The sequence below is a fragment of the Pseudomonas sp. PS01297 genome (assembly GCF_029959305.1).
GTDB classification, from domain to species: domain Bacteria; phylum Pseudomonadota; class Gammaproteobacteria; order Pseudomonadales; family Pseudomonadaceae; genus Aquipseudomonas; species Aquipseudomonas helleri.
This window is the reverse complement of record NZ_JASCPQ010000032.1, coordinates 28,717-53,234: the sequence shown is the minus strand read 5'-3', so window position 1 is coordinate 53,234 and position 24,518 is coordinate 28,717. Positions and strand designations below refer to the sequence as shown.

At 57.4% G+C, this 24,518-nt stretch carries 24 protein-coding genes and 1 pseudogene; 14 read left to right on the top strand and 11 right to left on the bottom strand.

The genetic code is table 11. The features are described from left to right. Nucleotides 1-168 precede the first annotated feature (168 nt). The 3 genes from QMX84_RS11985 to QMX84_RS11975 all read left to right on the top strand — a co-directional run bounded on the left by QMX84_RS11985 (nucleotide 169) and on the right by QMX84_RS11975 (nucleotide 4,677). Nucleotides 169-1,332, top strand: a complete 1,164-nt coding sequence (locus QMX84_RS11985; RefSeq protein ID WP_262124645.1) for a GGDEF domain-containing protein — start codon at nucleotides 169-171, stop codon at nucleotides 1,330-1,332. A gap of 549 nt (nucleotides 1,333-1,881) precedes the next feature. Further along, nucleotides 1,882-4,281: a membrane-bound PQQ-dependent dehydrogenase, glucose/quinate/shikimate family gene (locus tag QMX84_RS11980; RefSeq protein ID WP_282363879.1), complete on the top strand. Its 2,400-nt coding sequence runs from the start codon at nucleotides 1,882-1,884 to the stop codon at nucleotides 4,279-4,281. 105 nt (nucleotides 4,282-4,386) lie between these two features. After that, on the top strand, nucleotides 4,387-4,677 hold the full coding sequence (locus QMX84_RS11975; RefSeq protein WP_348775195.1) for a hypothetical protein: 291 nt from the start codon (nucleotides 4,387-4,389) through the stop codon (nucleotides 4,675-4,677). 54 nt (nucleotides 4,678-4,731) lie between these two features. Here QMX84_RS11975 and QMX84_RS11970 read toward each other — a convergent pair. Then, a pseudogene (locus QMX84_RS11970) lies at nucleotides 4,732-4,905 on the bottom strand (GrpB family protein); the annotation flags it as partial. Between the two features lie 133 nt (nucleotides 4,906-5,038). Here QMX84_RS11970 and QMX84_RS11965 point away from each other — a divergent pair. Both QMX84_RS11965 and QMX84_RS11960 read left to right on the top strand, forming a co-directional pair. Next, on the top strand, nucleotides 5,039-5,440 hold the full coding sequence (locus QMX84_RS11965) for a GFA family protein (protein WP_282363877.1): 402 nt from the start codon (nucleotides 5,039-5,041) through the stop codon (nucleotides 5,438-5,440). A 17-nt stretch (nucleotides 5,441-5,457) separates the two neighbouring features. After that, nucleotides 5,458-6,540 (top strand): FAD-binding oxidoreductase, encoded by a 1,083-nt coding sequence (locus QMX84_RS11960; protein WP_348775194.1) that lies wholly within the window; start codon nucleotides 5,458-5,460, stop codon nucleotides 6,538-6,540. Nucleotides 6,541-6,959: 419 nt separating this feature from the next. On the opposite strand, the gene QMX84_RS11955 is transcribed toward QMX84_RS11960, so the two are convergent. Beyond that, nucleotides 6,960-8,171, bottom strand: coding sequence for a YeeE/YedE family protein (locus tag QMX84_RS11955; protein WP_282363875.1), 1,212 nt, complete (start codon nucleotides 8,169-8,171; stop codon nucleotides 6,960-6,962). Between the two features lie 228 nt (nucleotides 8,172-8,399). On the opposite strand from QMX84_RS11955, the gene QMX84_RS11950 reads away from it, so the two are divergent. Next, a complete protein-coding gene (locus QMX84_RS11950; protein WP_282363874.1) occupies nucleotides 8,400-10,637 on the top strand; it encodes a TonB-dependent siderophore receptor in 2,238 nt (745 codons plus the stop codon). Nucleotides 10,638-10,742: 105 nt separating this feature from the next. Here the strand turns inward: QMX84_RS11950 and QMX84_RS11945 are convergent, their stop codons facing one another. Next, nucleotides 10,743-11,588 (bottom strand): SDR family oxidoreductase, encoded by an 846-nt coding sequence (locus QMX84_RS11945; RefSeq protein ID WP_262124635.1) that lies wholly within the window; start codon nucleotides 11,586-11,588, stop codon nucleotides 10,743-10,745. A 120-nt stretch (nucleotides 11,589-11,708) separates the two neighbouring features. Here QMX84_RS11945 and QMX84_RS11940 point away from each other — a divergent pair, with 120 nt between their 5' ends. Continuing rightward, nucleotides 11,709-12,680 carry a LysR family transcriptional regulator gene (locus QMX84_RS11940; RefSeq protein WP_282363873.1) on the top strand — a complete coding sequence of 324 codons (972 nt, stop codon included), beginning with the start codon at nucleotides 11,709-11,711 and terminating at the stop codon, nucleotides 12,678-12,680. Here QMX84_RS11940 and QMX84_RS11935 read toward each other — a convergent pair. From QMX84_RS11935 to QMX84_RS11925, 3 genes are read right to left on the bottom strand one after another with little or no spacing between them, the layout of a single operon-like run. Next, nucleotides 12,610-13,824 (bottom strand): CynX/NimT family MFS transporter, encoded by a 1,215-nt coding sequence (locus QMX84_RS11935; RefSeq protein ID WP_153335451.1) that lies wholly within the window; start codon nucleotides 13,822-13,824, stop codon nucleotides 12,610-12,612. The genes QMX84_RS11940 and QMX84_RS11935 overlap by 71 nt on opposite strands. Beyond that, nucleotides 13,811-14,272, bottom strand: coding sequence for a nucleoside deaminase (locus QMX84_RS11930; protein ID WP_262124631.1), 462 nt, complete (start codon nucleotides 14,270-14,272; stop codon nucleotides 13,811-13,813). Before QMX84_RS11930 ends, QMX84_RS11935 begins: the two co-directional genes overlap by 14 nt. A gap of 21 nt (nucleotides 14,273-14,293) precedes the next feature. Next, the gene (locus tag QMX84_RS11925; RefSeq protein WP_262124630.1) at nucleotides 14,294-14,953 is read right to left on the bottom strand and encodes an ankyrin repeat domain-containing protein; all 660 of its coding nucleotides are present in this window, start codon (nucleotides 14,951-14,953) and stop codon (nucleotides 14,294-14,296) included. A 110-nt stretch (nucleotides 14,954-15,063) separates the two neighbouring features. Here QMX84_RS11925 and QMX84_RS11920 point away from each other — a divergent pair, with 110 nt between their 5' ends. Continuing rightward, nucleotides 15,064-15,921, top strand: a complete 858-nt coding sequence (locus tag QMX84_RS11920; RefSeq protein ID WP_153335448.1) for a LysR family transcriptional regulator — start codon at nucleotides 15,064-15,066, stop codon at nucleotides 15,919-15,921. A 56-nt stretch (nucleotides 15,922-15,977) separates the two neighbouring features. Here QMX84_RS11920 and QMX84_RS11915 read toward each other — a convergent pair whose 3' ends face one another. The 5 genes from QMX84_RS11915 to QMX84_RS11895 all read right to left on the bottom strand — a co-directional run bounded on the left by QMX84_RS11915 (nucleotide 15,978) and on the right by QMX84_RS11895 (nucleotide 19,400). Next, nucleotides 15,978-16,655, bottom strand: a complete 678-nt coding sequence (locus tag QMX84_RS11915; RefSeq protein WP_262124629.1) for a DUF421 domain-containing protein — start codon at nucleotides 16,653-16,655, stop codon at nucleotides 15,978-15,980. Nucleotides 16,656-16,731: 76 nt separating this feature from the next. Continuing rightward, nucleotides 16,732-17,079: a hypothetical protein gene (locus QMX84_RS11910; protein WP_153335446.1), complete on the bottom strand. Its 348-nt coding sequence runs from the start codon at nucleotides 17,077-17,079 to the stop codon at nucleotides 16,732-16,734. Nucleotides 17,080-17,356: 277 nt separating this feature from the next. Continuing rightward, entirely contained in the window at nucleotides 17,357-17,518 is a 162-nt protein-coding gene (locus tag QMX84_RS11905; protein WP_082148799.1) for a DUF2986 domain-containing protein, read from the bottom strand. 108 nt (nucleotides 17,519-17,626) lie between these two features. After that, nucleotides 17,627-17,983, bottom strand: a complete 357-nt coding sequence (locus tag QMX84_RS11900) for a VOC family protein (protein ID WP_153389723.1) — start codon at nucleotides 17,981-17,983, stop codon at nucleotides 17,627-17,629. A 49-nt stretch (nucleotides 17,984-18,032) separates the two neighbouring features. After that, nucleotides 18,033-19,400 (bottom strand): CoA transferase, encoded by a 1,368-nt coding sequence (locus tag QMX84_RS11895; RefSeq protein WP_282363872.1) that lies wholly within the window; start codon nucleotides 19,398-19,400, stop codon nucleotides 18,033-18,035. A gap of 93 nt (nucleotides 19,401-19,493) precedes the next feature. On the opposite strand from QMX84_RS11895, the gene QMX84_RS11890 reads away from it, so the two are divergent. The 6 genes from QMX84_RS11890 to QMX84_RS11865 all read left to right on the top strand — a co-directional run bounded on the left by QMX84_RS11890 (nucleotide 19,494) and on the right by QMX84_RS11865 (nucleotide 24,515). Continuing rightward, on the top strand, nucleotides 19,494-20,648 hold the full coding sequence (locus QMX84_RS11890) for a citrate synthase (protein WP_282363871.1): 1,155 nt from the start codon (nucleotides 19,494-19,496) through the stop codon (nucleotides 20,646-20,648). A gap of 208 nt (nucleotides 20,649-20,856) precedes the next feature. Then, entirely contained in the window at nucleotides 20,857-21,204 is a 348-nt protein-coding gene (locus tag QMX84_RS11885) for a metalloregulator ArsR/SmtB family transcription factor (RefSeq protein ID WP_282363870.1), read from the top strand. Nucleotides 21,205-21,222: 18 nt separating this feature from the next. Beyond that, complete coding sequence (locus QMX84_RS11880; protein WP_282363869.1) at nucleotides 21,223-22,506, top strand: arsenic transporter; 1,284 nt, start codon at nucleotides 21,223-21,225, stop codon at nucleotides 22,504-22,506. A gap of 27 nt (nucleotides 22,507-22,533) precedes the next feature. Beyond that, nucleotides 22,534-23,004 (top strand): arsenate reductase ArsC, encoded by a 471-nt coding sequence (locus tag QMX84_RS11875; protein ID WP_153330228.1) that lies wholly within the window; start codon nucleotides 22,534-22,536, stop codon nucleotides 23,002-23,004. Nucleotides 23,005-23,015: 11 nt separating this feature from the next. Continuing rightward, nucleotides 23,016-23,708 carry an arsenical resistance protein ArsH gene (gene arsH / locus QMX84_RS11870; RefSeq protein WP_153330229.1) on the top strand — a complete coding sequence of 231 codons (693 nt, stop codon included), beginning with the start codon at nucleotides 23,016-23,018 and terminating at the stop codon, nucleotides 23,706-23,708. A gap of 111 nt (nucleotides 23,709-23,819) precedes the next feature. Continuing rightward, nucleotides 23,820-24,515 (top strand): tRNA (adenine(22)-N(1))-methyltransferase TrmK, encoded by a 696-nt coding sequence (locus QMX84_RS11865; RefSeq protein ID WP_282363868.1) that lies wholly within the window; start codon nucleotides 23,820-23,822, stop codon nucleotides 24,513-24,515. Nucleotides 24,516-24,518: the final 3 nt, after the last annotated feature.

Sequence of the window (24,518 nt, the reverse complement as noted above, 5' to 3'; positions counted from 1 at the left end):
GGCTTGCTCGCGATGTGGCCGACAAGGTGTAACTGATACACCGAATTGCCTGCATCGCGAGCAAGCCCGCTCCCACAGGGGATGAAGTGCGTCTTGCAGTCTGCGAAAAGTCACTAAATACGCATACAATTGCCAGCACCTCCGCACTTAAGGCAAGCCGGTCAATTCATGGCGCTCGACCCTCTCACGTTATTGACCCTGACCATCGCGCTGGCCGCTGCCGCCGCACTCTATCTGGCCATTGAATGGCGCAGCGTTCGCGAGTCCTCGCTGCTGTTGTGGAGTGCAGGTTTTGCCACCATCGCCATAGGCTCATCCCTTGCGCTGTTACGCAGTATCGGACTGCTGCTGATCGGTATCTGGTTTGCCAACGGCTTGCTGGTGGTGGCGCACTGGCTGTTTCTGCTGGGTGTTGCGCGCTTCACACAAGTGCGTTTGTCGCGCAGTTGGTACCTTATTTTTGCGATCTGGCCCGTACTGCTGCTCATCCCGAATGAGCCGTCATGGTCCAGGGTCATGTTGCTGGTCAATTCGCTGTTGGTCGCTCTCCTGGCACTCAAGGCCAGCTGGTTGTTGCGCCCCCACGGCAAGTCGTTGAGCGTGGGCGCCGTGCAGTTGAGGTATGTCCTGTTGATCCACGGGGTGTTTTATCTCATCAAAGCGCTGATTGCAGTGCTTCCGGGCGAGTTTATTGACTTGGCAGCGTTTCGCGGCGAGATCATTCAGATCTCGCTGGTGGAAGGCGCAATGGCAATCATGCTGATCGCCTTGTCGATGACCGGAACCGAACGCTACCGGCGCGAAAAACAGATCGCCCGCCTCGCCGCCCGTGATCCACTGACCGCCCTGTACAACCGCCGCGCCCTCGAAATGCGCGCGCCGCCCTTACTGAACGGGGTATCAGCCGCACGACCTGGGGCCTTGCTGCTGATCGACATCGACAACTTCAAACTGATCAACGACCTGTATGGCCATACGGCAGGCGACCGGCTGTTGATCTCCCTGAGCGAAATGATTCGTGCGGTACTGCCCAAAGACGCACTGGCAGCCCGGTTGGGCGGCGATGAATTTTTGATCCTGTTGAGCAACGCCTCAAGCGAGCGCATTGAAGCGCTGGCCAGCGCCCTGCGCGAGCCGTTTTACCTCGCCACTTCACAAACCTTCGCCACCCCACAAGCGGTCACCCTGAGTATCGGCGCCGAACTCTTCGACCGCCCTCCTGCCAGTCTCACCCAGTTGATCGAACTGGGCGACGCCGCGCTCTACGCCTCCAAACGCGGGGGTCGTAACAGTTTGCGTTTGGTGGACAGGACCTTGGCTAATCAATTGTGAATAAACAACCTGAATACTGGCCTGTGCTCTCGAGACTTTACGTTTCGAATTGACGCTGACTTCAGATTTTCCGAGTAGAAGATATCACTGGCGAGGAAGTCTGAAGCCAAGTGCTTGGCAATGAATTGCGAAAAGCCCTGACCCTTAAAATCATTCACCAAATGGTAAATATCCAACACTGTTCTTCCGGCGCTTTCATATAACAGCGCTAATCACTTTTATTCAAATGCCACTGACTACTCACAGCCCCTCGAGTCCGCGCAGTTGTGGGCAGCGATCGTCCCTAGCCGCTGAAGATTATTACTGTTTTATCAACAATGTTTTTCCTGCCTTTGGATTTATCCAAAACAGCTCGTGTATACACTGACACGACAATGCCTGAAAAACCTCTCATGCACGCTCCAGAGCCCTCTGCTCACGCCTGGCCCTTTAAAAGGGGCAATAAATTTTCGGCCCTGCTGTTCGTATACAACAGGTCAGTGTTCTCTTACCCAATCGAGCATTCAATCAATGACGAATGACAAATCACCTCACACAGCAGGACGCTCAATGAGCAATATAGCGAGGGTATTGTTTTCCCTTTTTGTATTTGTCGTGGCGTTAGCGTTGATTTATGGCGGGATCAAACTAGTTTCATTGGGCGGGTCAAGTTATTACTTGATTGCCGGGTTGGCTTATTTGCTGCTCGCGGCCCTCTTCGTACTGCGAAAACGCATCGGCGTCAGCCTCTCAGTTGCGATATTTCTGGCTACTTGTGTCTGGGCCTTTTATGAAGTCGGACAGTTCAGCTACTGGGAACTGCTGCCACGTCTGGTCGTTCCAGCGATAATCCTGACCCTCAGTTTGTGGGTAGGAGCAGCCTTGCCGAACACCTCGCTGAGTACCCGACGCCTGGCTAACCGCTTTGGTTTTGCTGTATTCCTGGGACTGATCGCAACATTCATTGCCGCGTTTTATCCCCATGACGTTATTTCCAACCCAGACGCGGCCACCGACAACCCAATGGCCGAAGAGCCCTCCAGTGGCCCTGACAATTGGGAGTTTTTCGGACGCAATGCTTCGGGAACACGTTTTGCCCCATACACCCAAATCACCCCGGACAACGTCAAGGACCTGCAGGTCGCCTGGACCTACAGAACTGGCCGTCGTACTACGGGCGCCGGTGCCGGGGTAGACGAAAATACCCCTTTGCAAATTGGTAACGTTTTGTACTCGTGCACCCCGGAGAACCTGATCACCGCCCTGAACGGTGATACCGGGACCCCGATCTGGAAGTTTGACCCGCATGCCAACAGCGAAGAGCACGTAACGTGCCGGGGTGTGGGCTATTACGATATTGACAAAGACGACAGCCTGAGTACCGAGATCAAGGCGTCGTACAGCAATGACCAACAGTGCCGTCAGCGAATTCTGGTCTCGTCGGTGGATGCACGTTTGTTTGCGCTGGATGCTCATACCGGCACTCTCTGCCCAAGTTTTGGCGATAACGGTTATGTCGATCTCAAGAAAGGCATGGGCCCGACCGAACACAGCAAGCGCTATCACCCGACTTCGCTGCCAGTGGTAATGGGGCACCTGACCGTAGTCGGAGGCTGGGTACGCGACATTGTCGAGGGTGAACCTTCCGGTGCCGTTCGCGCATTCGACGTGCTGACAGGGGCTCTAGTGTGGGCTTGGGATGTCGGCGCACCCGACAGCAAAGATATCGCGGCAAACGATCATCAATTCACCCTGGAAACACCTAACGTCTGGACCGTTCCGACCTACGACAAAGAACTGAACCTGGTTTACTTGCCGACCGGCAACGGCCCACCCGACTACTGGGGTGGCGATCGCAATCAGGTTAAAGAAAAGTTTGGTTCAGCCGTTGTGGCAGTCGATGCATCCACGGGTAAAGCTAAATGGGTGTACCAGACCGTTCACCACGATGTCTGGGATTATGATTTGCCGTCTCAGCCTGTTCTCTATGACATCAAGAATGCTCAGGGTGAGAAGACCCCCGTCTTGATACAGACCACCAAGACCGGAAATATCTTTGTACTCGATCGCCGTACTGGCAAACCGGTGACAGACGTTGTAGAGCGCGCAGTGCCTACCACTCCAGCGGCAGAAGGCGAGCATCTGTCGCCCACGCAACCGTTCTCGGTAGGGATGCCGACCATTGGTGCCCAACCGCTAACCGAGAAGTCCATGTGGGGCGTGTCTACCTTCGACCAGCTGTACTGCCGGATCATGTTCAAGGACTCCGTGTACCTGGGCCCCTTTACGCCTCCCGGTGAAAAACCTTATATCGAATGGCCAGGCCTGCTGGGTGGCATGAACTGGGGCGGTATTTCGATCGACGAAAACACCGGCATCATGTACGTCAATGACATGCGCATGCCGCTGCGCATGTCACTGGTCACCAAGGAAAACACCAAAAAATTCAAAGTCTCGACCGATGAAGTGCCTGGTTTCATGGGGACCATTCGCCCGCAAGTTGCCGGTATTTATGGCGGTGTGAAAATCGATATTCTGCAATCGCCGCTGGGCGTACCGTGCAATACCCCACCGTTCGGCAGCATGAGCGCCATTAACCTGAATAATCAGAAATTACTCTGGCAGGTGCCTCTAGGCACTGTGCAGGACACCGGCCCGCTAGGGATCAAAACGCATATGCAAATTCCATTGGGCATGCCAACACTCGGTGGTCCAACCTCAACGGCATCAGGCCTGGTGTTTTTCGCCGGGACTCAGGACTACTACCTGCGGGCACTTGATTCGGCCACGGGCAAGGAGGTCTGGAAAGCCCGTCTACCGGTTGGCGCTGTCGCTGCGCCCCTGATCTACAAGTCGCCGACAAACGGGAAGCAATACGTGGTCATCTCAGCCGGTGGCATGAGCCACTCACCGGATGTCGGTGACTACATCATTGCTTATGCCTTGCCGGACAGCATCACCCAGAAATAGCACCTGGATTATTGTCACCTGAACATGGCCCGCCAGCTCTTGTCTGGCGGGCTTTTTTGTCACCAGCGGTATACCGTGTATATCCACTTTCTAAGGGCGTCATTGATGACAATCACTAAGAGCTGGCGGGCCGTGGCCGAGCGTGCATCGGACGACCTGTTCGCATGGTCGTCTTTTGTCGCGCAAACCGAATTTTTATGGCAAAACACAGCATTGGTCGAGGACGGTGATGCCTGGCAACGCGTCTGGTTTGAACTGGAAATCTTGAACGGGCTTGCACTGGCGCAATGGGATGATCAGGGACGGCCTGATGATTGGTCAAACAGCTGGGCTGCCGGATTTAGACAAGAGGCTGCGGCCCTGACAACTGAGTTGCTAAGCTTGCTCGCACCCTAAACGCCACTCAGGGCGTTACGACTAACCGTCCCCCATACACGCCTGAAGCTAGCCTTATTCATACAGATGCGGCTCAAGCCAGGCATCTATATGAGGCGCTTTATGCGAGAGGTATTCGCCAATCCCTCCCCGATTGTTGGCCTCCAACTGTAGCTTTACATCCTGATATTGCTGGCGGATGTTGTCGTTTACTCGCAACAGGTCGCGAAAGCGCAGCATGCGGTCTATCTGCGAATGAAGAGGCCAACCATTTTATGGCGCTGAAGTGGCTGAATTATGACGGCGTGCGGTGCAGTAAACATTGAGATGCGCGCCCGCCCGCGTTTAGAGTGGCACTCTCCTCGTCTGGAAGTGTGCGCCAATGGATAACCTCTTGCTCGGCAGTTGCCTGTGCGGTGCTGTCAACTATCAAACGTCTACGCCGCCCAAGGTGGTTTCACATTGTCATTGCAGCCAATGCCGCAAAGCCCACGGGGCCGCCTTTGCCAGTTTTTTTAATGTGCTGCGTAGCGATCTTGAGTTAACCCGCGGTGCTGAAAGTCTCAAGTCGTTTGAGTCTTCAGAGTCGGTGTTGCGTCAGTTCTGCGGCGAGTGCGGTTCATCATTGTTTTGGTCAACGTCAAAAGGGCCCTACGCCGACTGGATCTCTATCGCCATGGGCACTCTCGACACACCCGTCACCGGCGCTAAACAAAAGCATATCTGTGTGGCGTCAAAGGCCACGTGGCATGACATTACCGATCATTGGCCGCAACACCCGTAACAGACAAGGAAGACCTTATGGCATTAACGCCTGACAAGCATATTGTGGTTATCGGTGCCGGGATCGTCGGCGCCTCGATGGCCTATCACCTGGCTGAAAAAGGGGCGAAGGTCACTGTTGTCGAGTCAGCAGAGATTGCGTCAGGGGTGACCGCAACCTCGTTCGCCTGGATCAACACCACGCACGACGAACCGGACCCGATAGCGCAACTGCGCCGCGAAGCCATCAAGGAATACCACCGCCTTGAAGCGCAACTGCCAGCGCTGAACATACGCTGGACGGGCGCTTTGTCGTATGGCGAGGGGCTGAGTGAAGTGTCGCCTGCTCCAGCTCAGTTGCTGGATCGTTCACAAATTCTCGCCCTTGAACCGAACCTCAAGCACCCGCCACAACAAGCTATGTATGTGGCACAAGAAGGCGCGCTGGACGCTGTCGCAGCCACCCACGCAATGATCTCAGGCGCTCAGGCGAACGGGGCAAAAGTGCTCACGCAAACCCGAGTGCTGGGCTTTAAAACCCTGCACGGCACAGTGACAGCGATTGAGACATCAAACGGCACGTTAGTGGCTGATACCGTGGTGTTGGCAGCCGGGACCGGCATTGCCGAGCTGACTCGGATGCTCAACCGTCCCCTCCCTGTGCAAGCTTCACCTTGCATTTTTATCCGCTACCCGGCGCAGCCTGGTCTGGTGCAGACAATCATTTCAAACTCAGCGATGGAAGTCAGACAAGCCGCGGATGGAACATTGCTGGCGGCTGAAGATTATCTGGACGACAGCGCCGAGAATCAGCCGTCCGCCGTGGCGCAGCGAACGGCCAGGGCCATCGAAAGCGAGCTTGAAGGCGTGGTTTTATCAGAGCCGGAGTTGGCATGTGTGGGGCTCAGGCCTCTATCATCCGATCGCCTGCCCATCATCGGGTATTTGCCTGATGTCAGCGGTGTGTACGTGTGCACCCTGCACCCCGGTGTCGCACTGGCGGCCATAGTCGGCCGTCTGGTGAGTGAAGAAATTCTAGATGCCAAGTTGAGCGATGCGCTCACAGCGTGTCGGCCTGACCGGTTCTGTCTGGACACGCCTCCCCGGCACGAGCGACCGTGATCTTCGACGCGGCGCCGTCGCGCGCAGCAAACAGGCCACCGAATATCTTCAGCATCCCCCAATCGGTTCCCTCTCCTACGGGAGAGGGCTAGGGTGAGGGTTGCTCTTGATTTGAGTACATATCCATTGCTGCGGTAACGGCCACTTAGGGTTCCACCCTTACGGGGCGTCACTTTGAAAGCGCAAAGTAACCAAACGCTTTTTGCCCCCCCCTCGGTGCCTCGCTGTGGTTCGGCATGCCCTCACCACAGGGCCCTGCTCCGTGGGCCCGCCTCGATCGGCCAGCGTGGTTTAACGGGGCCTCTCAGATCAAAAGCCAGATCAAAATCAACAGCTCGCTCCTACAGGGCCTTAACAATCAATGACTTATTTTGTGTTTGATAAGAGGGTCGAATTGACTACATAGATGCGAGTCAAACTCAGCAACCGCTCAACGCCACCTGCGGACGCTCGCCGACGAAGAAAAACGGCCGTAGGCGCACGCCGACACTGTTGCCCAGAAATGCCGCTACCAGCCACACCCAGCCATGCAGACTGCCTGAGGCAATGCCGCTGAAGTACGCACCGATGTTGCAGCCATATGCCAGACGCGAGCCGTAGCCGAGCAGCAGACCACCGATCACCGCCGCCACCAGCGAACGGGCGGGAATTTTCAGGCTCGGTGCAAAACGACCGGCCAGCCCAGCTGCCAGCAACGCGCCGAGGATGATGCCAATGTCCATGACACTGGTGATGTCTTCCCACACCGGTGCCGCCAGCGCCTTGGCATTGCTAGGCACTTGCCAGAAGCCCCAACTGCTGACGTCCACGCCCAGCCCGCTCACCGCCTTGGCGCCCCACAGAGCAAACGCCGAGGTGATGCCCCACGGGCGCCCGGCCAAAGCCAGCGTGGCGTAGTTGAGCAAGGCTAGACCAATCGCGCCCCAGACCAATGGCCAGGGCCCGCGCAGAAAACGGCGCAGACCTTGGTGTTCGCTGATCACGCCCTCTTCAAGCTGCCCATGGCGGGCTTTTTCGAGACGCACGGTAACCGCCGCAATCACCCCGAAAATGGCCAGGCTCAGCAGCAGCGCAGGCACCACACCCAAACTCTTGACGATGGAGGTGGCCGGCAGCGAAGGCAGGGCAAACCACCAGTCGGCGTGATGGGTGGCGATGACCGAGCCACAGATGAAGAAGAACAGCGTCACCAGCATCCGCGCATTACCACCGCCGACCGTGAACAAGGTGCCGGAAGCGCAGCCGCCCCCCAACTGCATGCCGATGCCGAAAATAAATGCACCGAACACTACAGAAATACCTACTGGTGCGACCAGCCCGACCACGGGCTGTCCAAACAGCGTGCCGGAGCCCAGCGCCGGGAAAAACAGCAGTACCGCCACCGACAACATGATCATTTGCGCGCGCAAGCCGGCACCGCGCCGGTCATTGATAAACACCCGCCAGGCTGAGGTAAAACCAAAGGCCGCGTGGTACAGCGTTAAACCCAACGCAGCGCCCACCACCAGCAACAACACTTGGCGCGAACCCACCGTGTTTTGCAAAAACGCTGCGCCCAGCAACAGCAAGATAAAAGCCACCAGCGGCGCAAACGACTTGCGCTCCGGTGCAATAGACAGAGAACGGCTCATTAAGAATCTCGGTTTGTTTGATATGAAAGTGTGCGAAGGCGGCCAGTATAAACACTTGAAAGTGTAGGCACTCTGGTTGATTGACGGGTTGCACACGCCCTTCTTCCTACACGGTGCTTGTGCGAAAAGTCTCTATTTAGCCAACACACTGAAAATGCCCTAACTATCGCCTTTGTCATTCGTTTGAAGCACTGACAACTTCAAAAATCTGACAAGGAATCAGTTGCAATGCGTGCTCCCCTCACCCGTTCCGTCACGTTAGCCCTCGGTTTTATCAGCAGCTCGCACTTGCTGGCCGACACTGAGGCCCTGGATGAAGCTGAGACAAAACCTTCCGGCATGGAACTCGCAAGCACCCGCATCAGCGCCCAGGGACTGGGCTCCACGACTGAAGACACAGGTTCCTATACCACCGGCTCGACCAACACCGCGACCAAACTCAACTTGAGCATTCGCGAAACGCCGCAGTCAATCTCTGTGGTCACCCGCCAGGAAATGAATGACTTCAACCTCAATACCCTCACTGAGGCCATGCGCCATACCACCGGCGTGGTGGTGCAACACAACGACTCGGACCGGGTCAGCTATTCGTCACGGGGCTATACCATCAATAATTTCCAGATTGACGGGATGCTCAACACGTTCAGCTACATGAAGACTGACGCCGACACCATCATCTACGACCGTATTGAAGTGGTCCGCGGTGCTACCGGCCTGACCACCGGCGCGGGTGACCCCTCGGGCACCATCAACATGATCCGCAAACGCCCGACCCATGAACTGGCCGCCACGGCCGGGGTCAGCGGCGGCAGTTATGACAACTATTACAGTTACGTCGATGTGGGGGGACCGCTGGGGTTCGACGGCCGTTTGCGCGGCCGTACCGTACTGGCCTACCGTGACAGTAAGTCGTATCTCGATAATTACGCGCTAAAGCGCGAAGTGGCTTACGGCATTCTCGAGGCCGACCTCACCGACGACACCACCGTGGCCGTCGGTTACGACTATCAGGACAAGCAGGTTCGCGGTTCGTCCTGGGGTACAACGCCCTATTGGACCGGTACTGGCGAAAAGGCCAACCTGGGGCGTTCGACCAATTATGCGGCGCCCTGGAGCTCCTGGCCGAAGAAGGACAAAACCGCCTTCGCCACCCTCGACCAGCAGTTATTCGATAACTGGCGCCTGAAAGCCGCTTATACCCACCGCTCCAGCGACTCCGAAGGCAAGGTGTATTACGCCGGTGGTGGCTTTCCGAACGCAGATGGCACCGGCATGTCGGCTTATAGCAGCCACTTTGCCGGTGACGAAACCATGACGGCGATCGACGTTAACTTATCGGGCACTTACGCCCTGCTTGGGCGTGATCATGAATTGATGTTCGGTTACGGCGAAGCCAAGTACGACAACACCTCGCCGCTCTTTATTGATTTAAACCCTGAGGGCTACGATAGGGTGCCTGACTGGGGTGATATGGGCGCTATCCCGAAATACCGCGACCTTGACAGCGGTATCGACAGCAACCACAGCACCGTCAAACAGAAATCCGGCTACTTGGCCACGCGCTTTAACCTCACCGATCAGTGGCACGCCGTGCTCGGCACACGTTACGGCAGCTGGAAAAGCTCAAACGTTGACCGCGAATTTGACGAAAAAGCACCTGGCGGTGTCAGCTACCAAAAAGCCGTGCAGACCCACAACGACATGATCACCCCCTATGCCGGCTTGCTGTACGACTTCACTGAAGAGTTAACGGCCTATGTCAGCTACACCGACATTTTCAAGCCTTCTACCGATAAAGATGTCAGCGGCTCGTACCTCAAGCCGGTGGTCGGCAGCGTCTATGAGGTGGGGCTCAAAGGTAGCTTCCTGGAGGAACGTTTGAACCTGACGAGCGCGGTGTTCTGGAGCAAGCAGGACAATGTGCCAGAAATCGACGACTCCGTGCCGCGCGGCCCGAATGGTGAGGAATATTACAAAGCCGGTGGCAAGGGCAACAAAATCAAAGGTTTTGAAGTTGAGCTGGCCGGTGAAGTGATGCGCGACTGGAACATGATGGCGGGCTACACCTACACCCACTCGCTCAACGCCGACGGCAAGCGCATCAATACGGCCTCACCGTTGAACCTGGTCAAGGTATCGACTACCTACAAACTCCCGGGTGAATGGAGCGCCATGACCGTGGGGGCTGCCGTTAACTGGCAGAGCGACATCTACCGTGCCGCCCGTCGCCCCGACGGGACTACAGATGCAAAAGGCAATCCGAACACCTTCAAGGAAAACATTACCCAGAAGTCCTACACCCTCCTCGACCTGATGGCACGCTACGAGTTTGATACCCACGTCTCGGCAACGTTGAACGTCAAAAACGTGCTGGACCAGAAGTACTACGACAACGTCGGCTTCTTTAACGGCGTGTTCTGGGGCGAGCCAAGAACCGTCAGTCTGGGCCTGGAGTGGAAGCTGTAACGGCAACCATCCAGCCTGTAGGAGCGAGCTTGCCTCGCGATCTTTTGATCTGTTGAACAAAACATAAGATCAAAAGATCGCGAGACAAGCTCGCTCCTACACTAATCAACATTCTTTGATCTGATCCCACAACTGCGCCACCTGCCCGGGACTGCTGGCCTTGATCCGTGCCAGGTCGACGGGATAGTCGACGCCAGGGTTTTCAACGAAACGGGTGGCGGTGAACTGACCATTGCTTGCCCGTACGATGTAGCCGGTGTCGCGACACTGCTCCGAAGCCAGAAACACCACGCCGGGTGTGACCCATTCCGGCTTGAGGTTGACCGGTACTTCGGTCACGCCCCACATTCTGGTCTTTGCCACCGGCGAAACGGCGTTAACCAAAATCCTGTCGGCCATGCCCTCCATGCTCAATGCATTCATGATGCCCAGTTGCGCCATTTTGCCTGCCGCGTAAGCCACCAGCCCCGGCTGTGCATAGGGCTGATACATGGCCCGGTCCGACGTGGTCAAGACCACCCGCGCGGCTGGCGATTGCCGCAGGTAATGCCAGGCATGCTTGCACAACCAGACAGGGGCGTAGACGTTGACATCCAGTGCCCGCTCGATAAAAGCCGGCTCGACCTCTTCTATCCGCTGATAACCGACCCAACCCGCATTGTGAATCACGATATCCAACTGCCCAAACGCGTCGACAGCCGCCGCGACCAATTGCCCGCACCCACGCTCGCTGGCAAGGTCGGCGTGGTGACCCAGCACGCTGTAGCCTTCGGACGCAAGCGCACGTGCCGCCTCGTGGGCAATCGAGGCATCGGCACCTACGCCCAGCGTATCCGCGCCAATATCGCTGATCACCACATTGGCGCCCAACCTTGCCAGCTCGCGGGCGTAGCTCAGACCCAGGCCTTGGCCTGCGCCCGTTACAATTGCGGTTTTGCCTGCAAAGTCCACAGTTGACTCCTCTTGATGACTGCCCTCACCTTAACCCTGTGTTTCAGGCTTGTTTAATACTGTTCAAGCGCGAAGTTGATACGCTGCGCTTATCACAGTTCAAAGGAGGGAACGGACACCATGATCGAGACCCGACTGCTCAAGCAGTTCATTGCCGTTGCCGAAGAACTGCACTTCCATAAAGCAGCCAAGCGCCTGCACATGGCCCAGCCTGCACTCAGTCAGGCGATTAACCGACTGGAAGACAAACTGGGAATCAGCCTGCTGACGCGCAGCAAACGCGAAGTGCGACTGACGCCTGCGGGCAGCGCGTTTTTGGACACAGCCTACAGCACCCTCAACACACTGGAGTCCGGTGTGGAACATGCGCGCCAAGTGGCGCAAGGCATCGCTGGCAAACTCACAGTCACCAGCGTCTCCATCGCCCACTACACACCGCTGCTCAACGCACTGCGAGCGTTCCGCGACACCTTCCCCCAGGTTCAATTAACCCTCATAGAGATGCCTTCAGCCAGCCAGGCCCAAGCGATCTCGCACGCAGAAGCGGACATCGCCTTTATGCGCAAACTGCCCTTCGACACACCCAACCTGCAATCGCGCCTGCTGTTTGAAGAAGCAATTGTTATGGCCTTGCCCGCCGATCACAGCAAAGCCTATGCCGCCGACATCGACCTGCGTGACTTCGCAGATGAAGGGTTTGTCTTCACCCCCGAAGTGCTGGGCAGCGGTTATCACCGACAACTGATTGCCCTATGCGAAGCCGCGGGTTTTTACCCGAAGGTGGTACAGGAAGCGGCACAACTCCACACCGTGATCGGCCTGGTTGCCTGTGGCTTTGGTATGGCGTTGGTGCCGGCCTCCATTGCTCGGTCGTTTACACAAGACAGCGTGGTGTTTCGGCGCATTTTGCCGGTGGCGGAAACTGGCAACCCTGCAATTGGCCTCTATGTGGGCTGGCATGCCCACAACGTTTCACCGCTGGTTGAGCGCTTTATGTCGATACTGGATTTGAATGTAGCGCTCAAGGATGTGTCGACATCGCCGGGGAGCCATGCGGTTCAGCAAACGAGTCCCGATAACTCGCCGGGCTGAAAATGCGGGTTAACAGCAGCATCGCCACAACCCCGACAATCAACACCCACCAGGCGCTGACAAAGCTGCCCGTGAGTTCACGCAACCAGCCGGTCAACCAGGGCGAGACGGCGTTGATTAAAAACCCCACCCCTTGCACAAACGCCGCCAATTGACCGGCTGCGCGAGGTTCCCGGCAATGGTCGAGGGTCAGGATCAAGCTGAGGGCAAAACAAGCGCCCAGACCAAAACCGATCAATGCCACCCAAATGTGCGGCGACTCAAGTGGCCACATCACCAGACCGAAAAATCCAAATGCCTGAGCAGCAAGGCTGAGGGCCAAAAACGGGCGCCTGTCGCGACTGCGCTGCGCCAAAGCAGGCATCACCAACGCGGCCAGCACCTGAAACACGGTCATGAATGCCAGCAGCGAACCGCTTTGGGTCGCGCTCCAGTCCATTTGCAGGTAATACGCCGGCAGCCAGGCAACCATGCTCATGTAACCGCAATTAACCAGCCCGAAGTACAGCGCCAACAGCCAGGCCCTGCGGCTGCGCCACGGCTGAGCAGACGCGCCGTGAGTGCGCGCAGTCAACCCGGCAAAGGGCAACAGCCACCACATCAATAGCGCCGCCAACGCGGGCAACAACCACACGCCGAGCCCGGCCTGCCACTGGCTGAAATGTCCGGCCACCACCGGGCTGAGCAGTGCCGCCAAGCCGCCACCACCCATCAACGAGGCCGAATACACCCCCAAAGCCAGCGCCACCTGCCCCTGGAATTGGCGCTTGATCAGCGCCGGCACCAGCGCCTGAATCAGCGCTACACCGGCGCCTCCCAGCAAGGCCGTGATGAGCAACACTTCAGCCTGATGCCCCAGCAGGCGCCACAAGCACGCGCCCAGAATCATCAGCAGGCCCAACGCCACGCCCCGACGCTCGCCCAAACGGGCTTCTATGCGCACCCCGAGCAAGGCCACCAGGCCCATGCAAATCACCGGCAGGCTGGTCAGCCAGGCGCTGCTTTGAAAGCTCATGCCGGTGTCGCCACGAATCTGCATCAACAATGGGCTGATGGAACTCAAAATCGGTCGCAAGTTAAGCCCCAATGCGATGATCAGGGCCCAACTTGCCAGACTGCGCAGTCGGGTTTTAGTGAGCGGCATGGCGCGCCTGCCAGTCTTGATAGACCGCGACCATTGCGGACTGCGGCAGATGTTGCACACCCAGTTGCTGCTCGCTCAATGGCAACGCCAGTTGCTGGTAGATCGCCGCCGTAGACAAACCAAACGCTTCACCCAGTTCGTTTGCTGCGCCATACACGGCACGGCTGACGCCGCACAGGTACATGGCTGCCAGGCACATCGGGCACGGCTGACCACTGGCGTAAATCACGCACCCGTCCAGACGCGAGCCCAAATGCTGGCTGGCACGGCGGATGGTCAGCAGTTCCGCATGGGCGGTCGGGTCTTGGTTGAGATGAATTTCGTTAACCGCCTCGACAATCACTTGGCCGTCCTTGACCAGTACTGCGCCAAAAGGCCGGCCACCCTCGGCAACGTTGATGCGCGCCAGTTCCACCGCGCGTTGCAGATAATCTTGATCGTTATTCATGGGCACTCCCGTGCAGGTCATTCACTGGGCGCCAGCGGCACGCAGCAACGTGGCCGTTGCGCTCTGACCGCGCTGCTCTGCCTGATACAACGGGCTGTGGCCTTCGTTGTCCGGCAGGTTCAGGTCTGCGCCCGCCTGGATCAGTTGGGCAACAATCTGCTGATGCGCCGGGCCACCATCGGACAGCACAATGGCCTCCATCAAACAGGTCCAGCCCAGTCGATTGACATGGTTGACGTCGACCCCCGCGGCAATCAACAAGCGCACGGTTTCAACATGGCCGCGCTCACACGCGGGAATCAACGCGGTGCCGCCATAACGGTTGGTGCTTTTCAGGTCCGCGCCATGGGCCAGCGTCAACTTGAGGATGTCGTTGTAACCACTGGCACCCGCCAGCAAATAGGCGCTGTCGTGCATCAGGTTTTTCTGATTGACGTCGGCACCCGCCGCTATTAATGCACGAGCGATCTCAACGTTGTTTTGCTGAGTCGCCAGCAACAGTGCGCTACTGCCGTCCGGTGTCTGTGCCTTCAGATCCGCACCGCCGGTGATTAATTGCTGCACGTGGGCCAACTCGCCACCGCGCACCGCATCCAACAGACTTTTGTCGTTAGCCATTACTCCTCCCATCATTAATAGCCCGACCGCTAGAAGGCCGGATTTAAACGTCAGGCGACTCATGGTCACTTTCTCTCTGCAGATTCAATGAAGAACGAGTATGGTCAGCCAGGCAGGTATTCTGAAATTAAATATAACCATGCCTTTCAGTGGCAATTCGAATGGTGACGTGTATGTTCGATCCCGTGTTGTTGCGCAGTTTTGTTGCCGTGGTGGAGTGCGCCAATTTCACTCGGGCAGCGCAGCGGCTGCATTTGACTCAGTCCACGGTCAGCCAGCAGATTCGTCGCCTTGAAGACAACCTTGGCTGCACGCTGCTTGATCGCGATCAACGCCACGTTATTGCCACGACTGAGGGCGAGCGCTTGCTGGCGTATGCACGGCGCATCCTGACGCTCCATGAAGAAGCCCGAGAGGCCATGTTTAACCAACAAAGCGAAGGCGTATTGCGTTTGGGGGTGCCGGAGGATTTCGCCGCAGACCGCCTGATGCCGTTGCTGTCGAGCTTCGGTTTGGAGCATCCGGGTGTGCGTCTGGAGGTCACCAGCGGCTTGGGCCCTGACTTGCAGCGGCTGTTTCGCCGGGGTGAGTTTGAGGTATTGCTGGTCAAGCACATGGGCCAGAACGATGACTGCCTGGCGAGTTGGCCAGAACCTTTGTGCTGGGTCGACAGCCGCTCCCAGCCTGCGCTGGGGCGCGATCCGTTGCCGCTGGTGACGTTCCCCGCTGGCGGCTTGTACCGCAATGAAATGCTGAACCACCTGGAAACGGGCGGCTGGCACTGGCGAATCAGTTATTCAAGCGCCAGCCTGGCCAGTGTTTGCTCGGCAGTGGCCGCTGGCTTGGGCGTCAGCTTGCTCCCGCGCAGGGTCATCACCGCAGGCCATCAAGTGCTCGACGCCAGCAGCGGCCTGCCGGATATCCAGGGCGTGTATTTGGCGCTCTATGCCCAAGGCGGGCTGAGCTACGCAGGCAAAGTGTTGCAGGAGCAGTTGCTTAATCTGTGCGCAGGTTTGGGGCAGACAGGGTGACAGCACGCTCGGGCTGTAAAGCAATCCTTCGGCTCGCCTCGCAGCCTCGTGCCTCGTCAGCGACTACAGGCGGGCTGGGGGACGGGGCTTATCACGCTGCCATCGCGAGCGGTGACGCACAGTTCCCCGCGCCAAAACTCAGCGAGAAATACTTCTTCGGTTTCAAGCCCCAGTGCTTTGATTTTGCTGTCCAGCCATTGCGGATCATGGCCGATGGAGGTCAACTGATCGAGTCGCGCCTCGCCGTTAAACATGACGATCACCGACGGCATGTCGCGCTCATCACAAATGACCGTCAACTCGCCACCCGGCTCAATCTGCGCGTAGTAGACCTGCTGGAAAGCACACGCCCCCTGGGCATGTAACTGCGAGGCCACGCGCAAGATGTCTATCTTGTGTTTATTATCGACCAGATTCTCAATAATGAACTTTCCATTCTTGATGATCGGTATAGGGCTACCAATCGCAAAACCACGCAGCACCTGAATATGTTTAGTGGCGGCATTAAGTATGTAGATCAACAACACACCTAATAACAGCACCAGCAAATACTGTTTAAAAGGAATGGTGTCGCTATAAATAACACCCCCGATAATACCGCCCAGAATAAAGTTGCCAATCAGATCTATCGCGGTCATTTGCGACAGTTGGGTCCGGCCTGACATATACATGTGAGTTGCAATAATCGCAAACCCCGCCACGAATTTCGCCAGTACCCATGCGTAATACTCCATACCACTCCCTTATTAATCCCGTTGCGTAATGTCCAATGCGCACCAGCGTAGCAGGTTTGAAATCCAGGAGACAAAATCAATAGCCTTGCGCCTGCCGGGCATCCTTACAGGCCGTGAGCTGGTAATTGATCAGGCTGTACAACGTATGGGTATCCGAGGACTGCACCGTTTGTGTCTCGGCATAATCCACTTGTATGGCATCCAGCTTGGCTTTGTTTTCAGACATCTGCACGATACAGCGATTGACATTATCAGAGCGTAGAGGCTGCGAACTTGAAATATCAGCGTATTCCAGAGTGCGCGTGGCAATCACTTGTTTAATTGCCTCAACTTTTTCCCGTGCAACTTTATCTTTATCAGCCTCACACCCGGCCAATACTAAAACTGACAAAACACCCACTGCACAATGCTTGATCACCGTCATACCCTGAATTCCTTAAGGGAACTGATCTTCATTTTTGTACCGTTTGAACCGCCACGCCGGGTATAAACACCCCCAAAACTTGCGCTTACTGCCTCAATTTAGAGCACTTAGATGACACTATTGCCTTCATCCGACCTTAACCACGCTCATTCAGAACCTTGGTATGCAGGTATTTGTCGCAAGACCCGGCATTTAGCGCCGGGCCATGCAATCAAAAAGCAAAGGCTGTGCCACACAACCGCCCCTCTACAGCGGGGGTGTGACTGAGCGCTATCAATCAGCTTTCAGATACAACGGTTGAGGCCTCTGCCGATTCAGTCGCCAACTTCAATCGATCAGCCTTGCTAACGTAAGTGGACTTTTTCTTCGGTGCCAATTTGGCACTGGCCTTCTTGGCATGTGCCTTTAAAAGCTGCTGGATCTTTTTACGACGATTCATCTTGGGTCACTCGGTTTGTAAGCGCTTGAATCATATCAGTTAAAAGAAGCAGGCCGGTCGCCCGAACACGTACTGTCCAGTTAGCCGAGTAGACCGCGAGAGTGAAATTTACTCCTGGCGTGTCCAAACCGCCAGTTCATAACCGTCAGGATCGACAAAATGAAAGCGGCGCCCACCAGGGAAAGAAAAGGTCTCACGGCTGATCACGGCGCCCAAGCTTTTGATGCGTGCCTGAGTGGCCTCAAGATCGTCAGCGTACACAATCACTAATGGGCCGCCAGGCCGCACCGGTTCACCCGTGGTGAAACCACCCGTCAAGCGGCCATCAGTGAACTCTGTGTACGCAGGACCGTAATCGACGAATGTCCAGCCGAATGCACTGCCATAGAAGGCTTTGCTGCGGCTGATATCACCCACATTGAATTCGATATTGTCGATCTGCCGATCGTTGCCGTTAGCACTCATGAGAACCTCCCGCCTGTCGTGAAAAGAGGTTCATCATAGTGTTATTTGGCTACCACTGCGCAGTGTCAGAGCCGAGTTCATGGGCCGGTAATGCCCACCAGGCCGGGCAGCCTGCGATCTGAACAGGCCATTGGATGCGTTGCGCCTCGCCCCAGGCGGTGTGCTCGATGGCCGAGTCTTTATCGGCATCGGTTTCCTCTGCGAAGGCTGGCTCAGTGATGTGCGAACGATGCTCTTGCAACAACTGCGCGGTCCGCGCCAAGGACAACCGAGCTTGTAGTACCGTGCCCGATTGCAGCCGCTCGGTAATCCCGATAATGGCGGCAGCAGCCATCAGGTAGCCCGTGGCATGATCCAGTGCCTGAACAGGTAATGGCACCGGTTTATCGGCTTGCGCGTGTTGCATCCCGGTATCGGCGATGCCGCTGCTCATTTGTACCAGACTGTCAAAACCGCGCCGATTGCGCCACGGCCCAGTCCAGCCATAGGCATTGAGGCTGATGTCGATCAGCCGTGGGTTGATCTGCTGCCTGACCGCGCTGCCCAGCCCGAGGTTTTCCAGGGCATCGGCGCGGTAACCGTGAACGATCACATCGGCCGACGCCAGCAACGTTTTGACGGTTGCCAAAGCAGCCGTATCACGCAAGTCGAGCCGTACCAGGCGTTTGCCCGGCGTCACCTCCGGCACGATGCCGGGCTCATTCCAGTCCGGCGAGTCGATACGCAACACTTGTGCGCCATAAGCCGCCAGGCACCGTGTGGCGATAGGTCCAGCCAGAACCCGGGTCAAATCCAGCACTTTGATACCTGCAAGCGGGCGTGAAGGATCAATGGGTTGCACCGGGGTACTTGGCGCGGCTCGGCGCTGCAGGTGAACCAACGGCTCTTGCGCGACCGCACGACCTTGCGGATGCAATGCCCATTGTCCGGACGCGTTCATGTGCGCCGCGCAGCCTCCAGCCTGCACGATTGCCGTTTCAAGCGCTTGGGTGGTCCATTGCGCTACGGCCTTGCCCATGGAGGCTTTATCGACTTGCGCACCCAACACCCGCTCTGCAGCCAAACTGTGATGCGGGGCATTGGTGTGCAAACGAATCCAGCCATCTTTGGCCTTGTAGTCACCTGCAACGGGGTCCCACATGGCTGGGGTTTGCCAACCCAACGGACGCAATGATGTCCCAAACCAGATCGAGGCCAGCCGCCGGTCGACCTGCACCGGCTCAACTGGCTTGCCAGTGCCCAACGCACGCAGCCTGGCAATCGACAAGGCCACGGCGGCCATGGATGCACTGGCCAGCTCGGTCACCGGGTAAGCCGAGGGCAAAGCGCCTGCGGTAGTTAGCGTGACACAGCTGCAATCATCGAGATCGCCGCCCAATGCGGTCCATACAGCATGCAACATGTCGGGTTTGGTCATGGACTGTGGTCTCACGTGACGTTGATGCAAGCGACTATAGGCGCGCTAAGATTGACGTCAATCTTGATGCAAATGATCAATATGAGGTGCTCAATGGCATGGTTGACCGCACAACAAGCGCTGGCTTTATTGCAGGTGCAGCCACAAACGCTGTACGCCAATGTCAGTCGCGGGCGGATCCGCGCCAAGCCTGATCCAACTGATTCGCGGCGCAGCCTGTACCTGGCCGAAGACGTCAAACGCATGGCTTCCCGGCAGACCGGACGGCGCAGTGTGGCGGCGGTGGCCGCGCAGGCGATTGCCTGGGGCGAGCCGGTGTTGTCATCGTCGATTTCAACCGTGGACAACAACCGCTTGTGGTATCGCGGCCAAGAGGCGGTAGCCCTGTCACACACGCAGTCGCTGGAACACATCGCGTGCCTGTTGTGGCAAGTGCCAGCGGTGAGCTTTACGGCACCGGCACACCAGGCCGACGCTTACCCGCGTCTGACTTCCCCTTTGGCCCGCGCCATGCAAGTGCTGGTTCCCTGCATCGATAGCGCACTGCCCTCGCGCGGACGTGCTGCACCCGTGCTGGTGGAGGAAGCCATGGGCCTGATCAACATCATCACCGCTGCCATGCTGGAAGACTCAGCCACAGCAGACATGCCGCTGCATCGTCGCCTGGCTCTGGCTTGGGACGTGCCTGACGCAGAAGACATCCTGCGCCGCACCTTGGTACTGCTTGCCGACCATGAACTCAACGCTTCGGCATTTGCAGTGCGCGTTGCGATATCGACCGGTGCATCCATACCCGCCAGCCTGGTGGCGGGCTTAAGCGCACTGACCGGGCCGCTGCATGGCTCTGCCGTCAAAGGCGTGCGCGCATTAAAGACCCGCGCCGAACAACACGGTGTGGTTGAAAGCGTGCGCGATCATTTACAGCGCGGTGACACACTGCCCGCCTTTGGCCACCCGCTTTACCCCCATGGCGATGCGCGTGCAGCAGCCCTGATGCAGCAGTTCACGTTGACGCCGGTGTATCAGGCTATCAGCGAAGCCGGCGAAGACATCTCGGGAGAAAAACCCAATATCGACTTTGTGTTATCGGCATTGGCCGACACCTATGCCTTGCCACCTGATGCGCCCGTCATCCTCTTTGCCCTGGCGCGCTCCGTCGGTTGGATAGCGCATGCGCTGGAACAAAAAGCCACAGGCCAACTGATCCGGCCGCGCGCGAACTATGTCGGTGAAGCGGTGCAGGCCTGAGACCTCACACCCGTTTTCTTGTAGTCGCTGCCGAGGTACGAGGCTGCGTTGCGGGCTGCAGGGCCACAGGACCGCCATCCGGAGTCGCTTCGCAACCCATCGCAGCCTCGTACCTCGACAGCGACTACAGGTGTCTATTAAATTTAGGGTTGCTCGATACATATGGATAAACGTATATTCGGATAAACATATATACAGAGGCAAACCCATGCTTAATCCAGCCGCCATTTTCAAATGCCTGGCCGACGAAACCCGGGCCAGAGCCACCTTGCTGATCACCCGTGAAGGCGAGCTATGCGTGTGCGAGCTGGTCTGTGCTCTGGACGACAGCCAGCCGAAAATATCCCGGCACCTCGCTCAATTGCGCAGTTGCGGCTTGCTGCTTGATCGTCGCCAGGGTCAATGGGTGTATTACCGCTTGAACCCGCAACTCCCCGCCTGGGTGCGTGAAGTACTGGAAACCACCCTGACTGCCAATTCCGAGTGGCTTGCGTCAAACACTCGCCGCCTCAGCACCATGGATGGCCGCCCGCTCAACACAACAGCGTGCTGCTGATCAAAGGACGAGACGCTTATGCTCACCGCCTCCGCCATTTTTTTGTTCACGCTGGTCTTGGTCATCTGGCAACCCAGAGGTCTGGGCATCGGCTGGAGTGCCACGTTGGGCGCAGCACTGGCCCTGATCACTGGGGTTGTGAAGCTGGATGATATCCCTCTGGTCTGGGGCATTATCTGGAATGCCACGGCCACCTTTATCGCGGTCATTATCATCAGCCTGCTACTGGATGAAGCCGGCTTTTTTCAGTGGGCGGCTCTGCATGTAGCGCGCCTGGCCAAAGGCAAGGGCCGCCGCCTTTTTGCTTTTACCGTGCTGTTGGGTGCCGCCGTGTCGGCCCTGTTTGCCAATGACGGTGCGGCCCTTATCCTCACGCCCATCGTGATATCGATACTGCTCGCTTTACGCTTTTCACCCGCCTCTACCCTGGCGTTTGTCATGGCCGCCGGGTTTATTGCCGATACCGCCAGCTTGCCTCTGGTGGTCTCAAACCTGGTGAATATCGTTTCGGCGGACTACTTCGGGCTGAGTTATAGCGCGTACGCCTCGATCATGGTGCCGGTCAACCTGGTGGCAGTCGCCGCCACCCTCGCGGTGCTCTATGGGTTTTACCGCCGCGACATCCCGCACAGCTATTCACAGGACGACTTGCAAGCACCACGGCTGGCCGTGCGCGACGTCATGACCTTTCGCGCAGGCTGGGGGGTGCTGACTCTGTTGCTGGCGGGGCTGTTTGTGCTGGAACCCATGGGCATTCCCATCAGCGCCATCGCTGCGGTGTGCGCCATTATTTTGCTGGCTGTTGCTGCCCGCGGTCATATCATTTCGACCCGCCGCGTGATCCGCGAAGCGCCTTGGCAAATCGTTCTTTTCTCACTGGGTATGTACCTGGTGGTCTACGGGTTGAAAAACGCTGGCCTGACACACGACCTGACCCTGGCCCTTAATTATCTGCTCGACTCCAATCTGTGGCTGGTCACGCTGGGCACGGGGTTTCTCTCGGCGTTTCTGTCATCGGTCATGAACAACTTGCCTGCCGTATTGATTGGCGCCCTGTCGATCCACGCCAGTGAGGCCAGCGGTGTCATGCGTGAAGCCATGATCTATGCCAACGTCATCGGCGCCGATCTGGGCCCGAAAATAACCCCTATCGGCAGCCTGGCAACCCTGTTGTGGCTGCACGTTTTGCAGCGCAAAGGCATTCGCATCACTTGGGGTTACTACTTCAAGACAGGCGTGATTCTGACCCTGCCGATTCTGTTCATCACCTTGTCGGCCCTGGCCTTGCGCCTGAGCCTTTAACCCTCTGCCCAACCAGTGAGCAACTTTATGCGGATCCTGTTTATGTGCACGGCCAACAGCTGTCGGAGCATTTTGTCCGAGGCCATGTTTAACCACCTCGCCCCTGGAGGCGTTCAAGCCTTCAGTGCCGGGAGCTTTCCCAAGGGTCAGGTTCTGCCGCGCAGTTTGAGCACACTGCAACAAGCCGGTATCAGCATCGCGGGCTTGAGCAGCAAGGGCAATGAAGCCTTCGAAAGCAACCCGCCCGACATCGTGATTACCGTCTGCGACAAAGCAGCGGGCGAAGCCTGCCCTGTGTACTTTGGCCCGGCGATCAAAGCCCACTGGGGGCTTGAGGATCCATCAGAAGTGGTTGGCGATGAAGCAGCAATTTCAGCGGCTTTCGACGCGACCCTGGCGCTTATTGAAAAACGTTGCCGCGCCCTGCTGGCCCTGCCTTTTGCCCAGCTGGACAGTGCAAGCCTGAAGCAGCACCTGGACCGCATCAGCACCCTCTAACCGGAGCTCCCATGACCGATCAACTGCCTAATCTCGACACCTCATTGGCCACCGGCACGCTGGTAGATGCCGACGTGCATAAACCCCGAATCCTGCTGTTATACGGCTCAACACGCGAACGTTCGTTCAGCCGCTTACTGGTTGAAGAAGCCGCCAGATTGCTGGAGCACTTCGGCGCCGAAACCCGGATTTTCAACCCCAGCGGGTTGCCTTTGCCGGACGACGCCCCCGTCGATCACCCAAAAGTGCAGGAACTGCTAGAACTGATGCAGTGGTCTGAAGGCCAGGTCTGGTGTTCACCGGAACGCCATGGCGCCATGTCTGCGGTGTTCAAGGCGCAAATTGACTGGGTGCCTCTGGCCTTGGGAGCCGTGCGCCCCACCCAGGGTAAAACCCTGGCGGTGATGCAGGTCTGTGGCGGCTCGCAATCATTCAACGTGGTTAACCAACTGCGAGTGCTGGGGCGCTGGATGCGGATGTTCACTATCCCGAACCAGTCGTCAGTCCCCAAGGCCTACCTTGAGTTTGATCAGCACAACCGTATGCAACCCTCTGCCCTGTATGACCGGGTGGTGGACGTGATGGAAGAACTGGTCAGGTTCACGCTTCTGCTCAGAGAACGCCCTGACCTGGTGGACCGCTACTCGGAGCGCAAGGAATCAGCCGAAGCACTCACTCAACGGGTTAATCAACGTTCCATTTAGTCGTCAGCGCCACACCGCAGACCCGATATGCCAAAATCGCCCTTTTGCCCAGAACGAGCGTTTGATGGACTCAAATGAGTGCCGCGCATTCGGGCTGACAAGGAACCGCAGTTGAACGAACACACATTGTCCATGCGCCTGGAGCGCGTGGCGGCGCACGTGCCCACAGGGGCGCGATTGGCAGATATTGGCTCGGATCATGGTTATCTGCCGGTGGCACTCGTACACCGTGGCACCCTCTGCGCGGCAGTCGCAGGTGAAGTGGCCTTAACACCCTTCCATGCCGCACAACGTACCGTGCGCGAGAACCAGCTTGAACAGCAGATTACGGTGCGCCTGGCCAACGGCCTGGCAGCCATTGAACCGTCCGACGGCATCACCGCCGTCAGCCTGTGCGGCATGGGTGGCGAGACCATTCGCGACATTCTCGACAGTGGCAAGGCGCACCTGCGCGGTGAGGAACGCCTGATTCTGCAACCCAATGGCGGCGAACAACCACTGCGCCAATGGCTGATGGACAACCACTACCGCATCGTCGCTGAAGAGGTGCTGCAGGAAAACCGCTTTTACTACGAAATCATCGTCGCTGAACGCAGCGGGCCCGTGACCTACAGCGCCGAAGCACTGTTTTTCGGGCCATTGCACTTAGAGGCCCGTAGCCCGGTGTTCCTGGCCAAGTGGCAGCGCATCCTGGGCGAGCGGCAAAAAACCTTGAGCCAGCTCACCCGTGCACGGCACGCCATCCCCGAGCAAAAACGTCAAGACCTCGCCCAACAGATACGCTGGATCACTGAACTGCTGGCCTGATGA

Coding starts and splice junctions, on each gene's coding strand:
- QMX84_RS11960 (WP_348775194.1), top strand. CDS start 5,458: ATGGCATTAACGCCTGACAAGCATATTGTGGTTATCGGTGCCGGGATC.
- QMX84_RS11875 (WP_153330228.1), top strand. CDS start 22,534: ATGCGGATCCTGTTTATGTGCACGGCCAACAGCTGTCGGAGCATTTTG.
- QMX84_RS11880 (WP_282363869.1), top strand. CDS start 21,223: ATGCTCACCGCCTCCGCCATTTTTTTGTTCACGCTGGTCTTGGTCATC.
- QMX84_RS11905 (WP_082148799.1), bottom strand. CDS start 17,518: ATGAATCGTCGTAAAAAGATCCAGCAGCTTTTAAAGGCACATGCCAAG.
- QMX84_RS11980 (WP_282363879.1), top strand. CDS start 1,882: ATGAGCAATATAGCGAGGGTATTGTTTTCCCTTTTTGTATTTGTCGTG.
- QMX84_RS11965 (WP_282363877.1), top strand. CDS start 5,039: ATGGATAACCTCTTGCTCGGCAGTTGCCTGTGCGGTGCTGTCAACTAT.
- QMX84_RS11895 (WP_282363872.1), bottom strand. CDS start 19,400: ATGACCAAACCCGACATGTTGCATGCTGTATGGACCGCATTGGGCGGC.
- QMX84_RS11950 (WP_282363874.1), top strand. CDS start 8,400: ATGCGTGCTCCCCTCACCCGTTCCGTCACGTTAGCCCTCGGTTTTATC.
- QMX84_RS11940 (WP_282363873.1), top strand. CDS start 11,709: ATGATCGAGACCCGACTGCTCAAGCAGTTCATTGCCGTTGCCGAAGAA.
- QMX84_RS11930 (WP_262124631.1), bottom strand. CDS start 14,272: ATGAATAACGATCAAGATTATCTGCAACGCGCGGTGGAACTGGCGCGC.
- QMX84_RS11955 (WP_282363875.1), bottom strand. CDS start 8,171: ATGAGCCGTTCTCTGTCTATTGCACCGGAGCGCAAGTCGTTTGCGCCG.
- QMX84_RS11920 (WP_153335448.1), top strand. CDS start 15,064: ATGTTCGATCCCGTGTTGTTGCGCAGTTTTGTTGCCGTGGTGGAGTGC.
- QMX84_RS11935 (WP_153335451.1), bottom strand. CDS start 13,824: ATGCCGCTCACTAAAACCCGACTGCGCAGTCTGGCAAGTTGGGCCCTG.
- QMX84_RS11915 (WP_262124629.1), bottom strand. CDS start 16,655: ATGGAGTATTACGCATGGGTACTGGCGAAATTCGTGGCGGGGTTTGCG.
- QMX84_RS11985 (WP_262124645.1), top strand. CDS start 169: ATGGCGCTCGACCCTCTCACGTTATTGACCCTGACCATCGCGCTGGCC.
- QMX84_RS11900 (WP_153389723.1), bottom strand. CDS start 17,983: ATGAGTGCTAACGGCAACGATCGGCAGATCGACAATATCGAATTCAAT.
- QMX84_RS11910 (WP_153335446.1), bottom strand. CDS start 17,079: ATGACGGTGATCAAGCATTGTGCAGTGGGTGTTTTGTCAGTTTTAGTA.
- QMX84_RS11885 (WP_282363870.1), top strand. CDS start 20,857: ATGCTTAATCCAGCCGCCATTTTCAAATGCCTGGCCGACGAAACCCGG.
- QMX84_RS11890 (WP_282363871.1), top strand. CDS start 19,494: ATGGCATGGTTGACCGCACAACAAGCGCTGGCTTTATTGCAGGTGCAG.
- QMX84_RS11975 (WP_348775195.1), top strand. CDS start 4,387: ATGACAATCACTAAGAGCTGGCGGGCCGTGGCCGAGCGTGCATCGGAC.
- arsH (WP_153330229.1), top strand. CDS start 23,016: ATGACCGATCAACTGCCTAATCTCGACACCTCATTGGCCACCGGCACG.
- QMX84_RS11925 (WP_262124630.1), bottom strand. CDS start 14,953: ATGAGTCGCCTGACGTTTAAATCCGGCCTTCTAGCGGTCGGGCTATTA.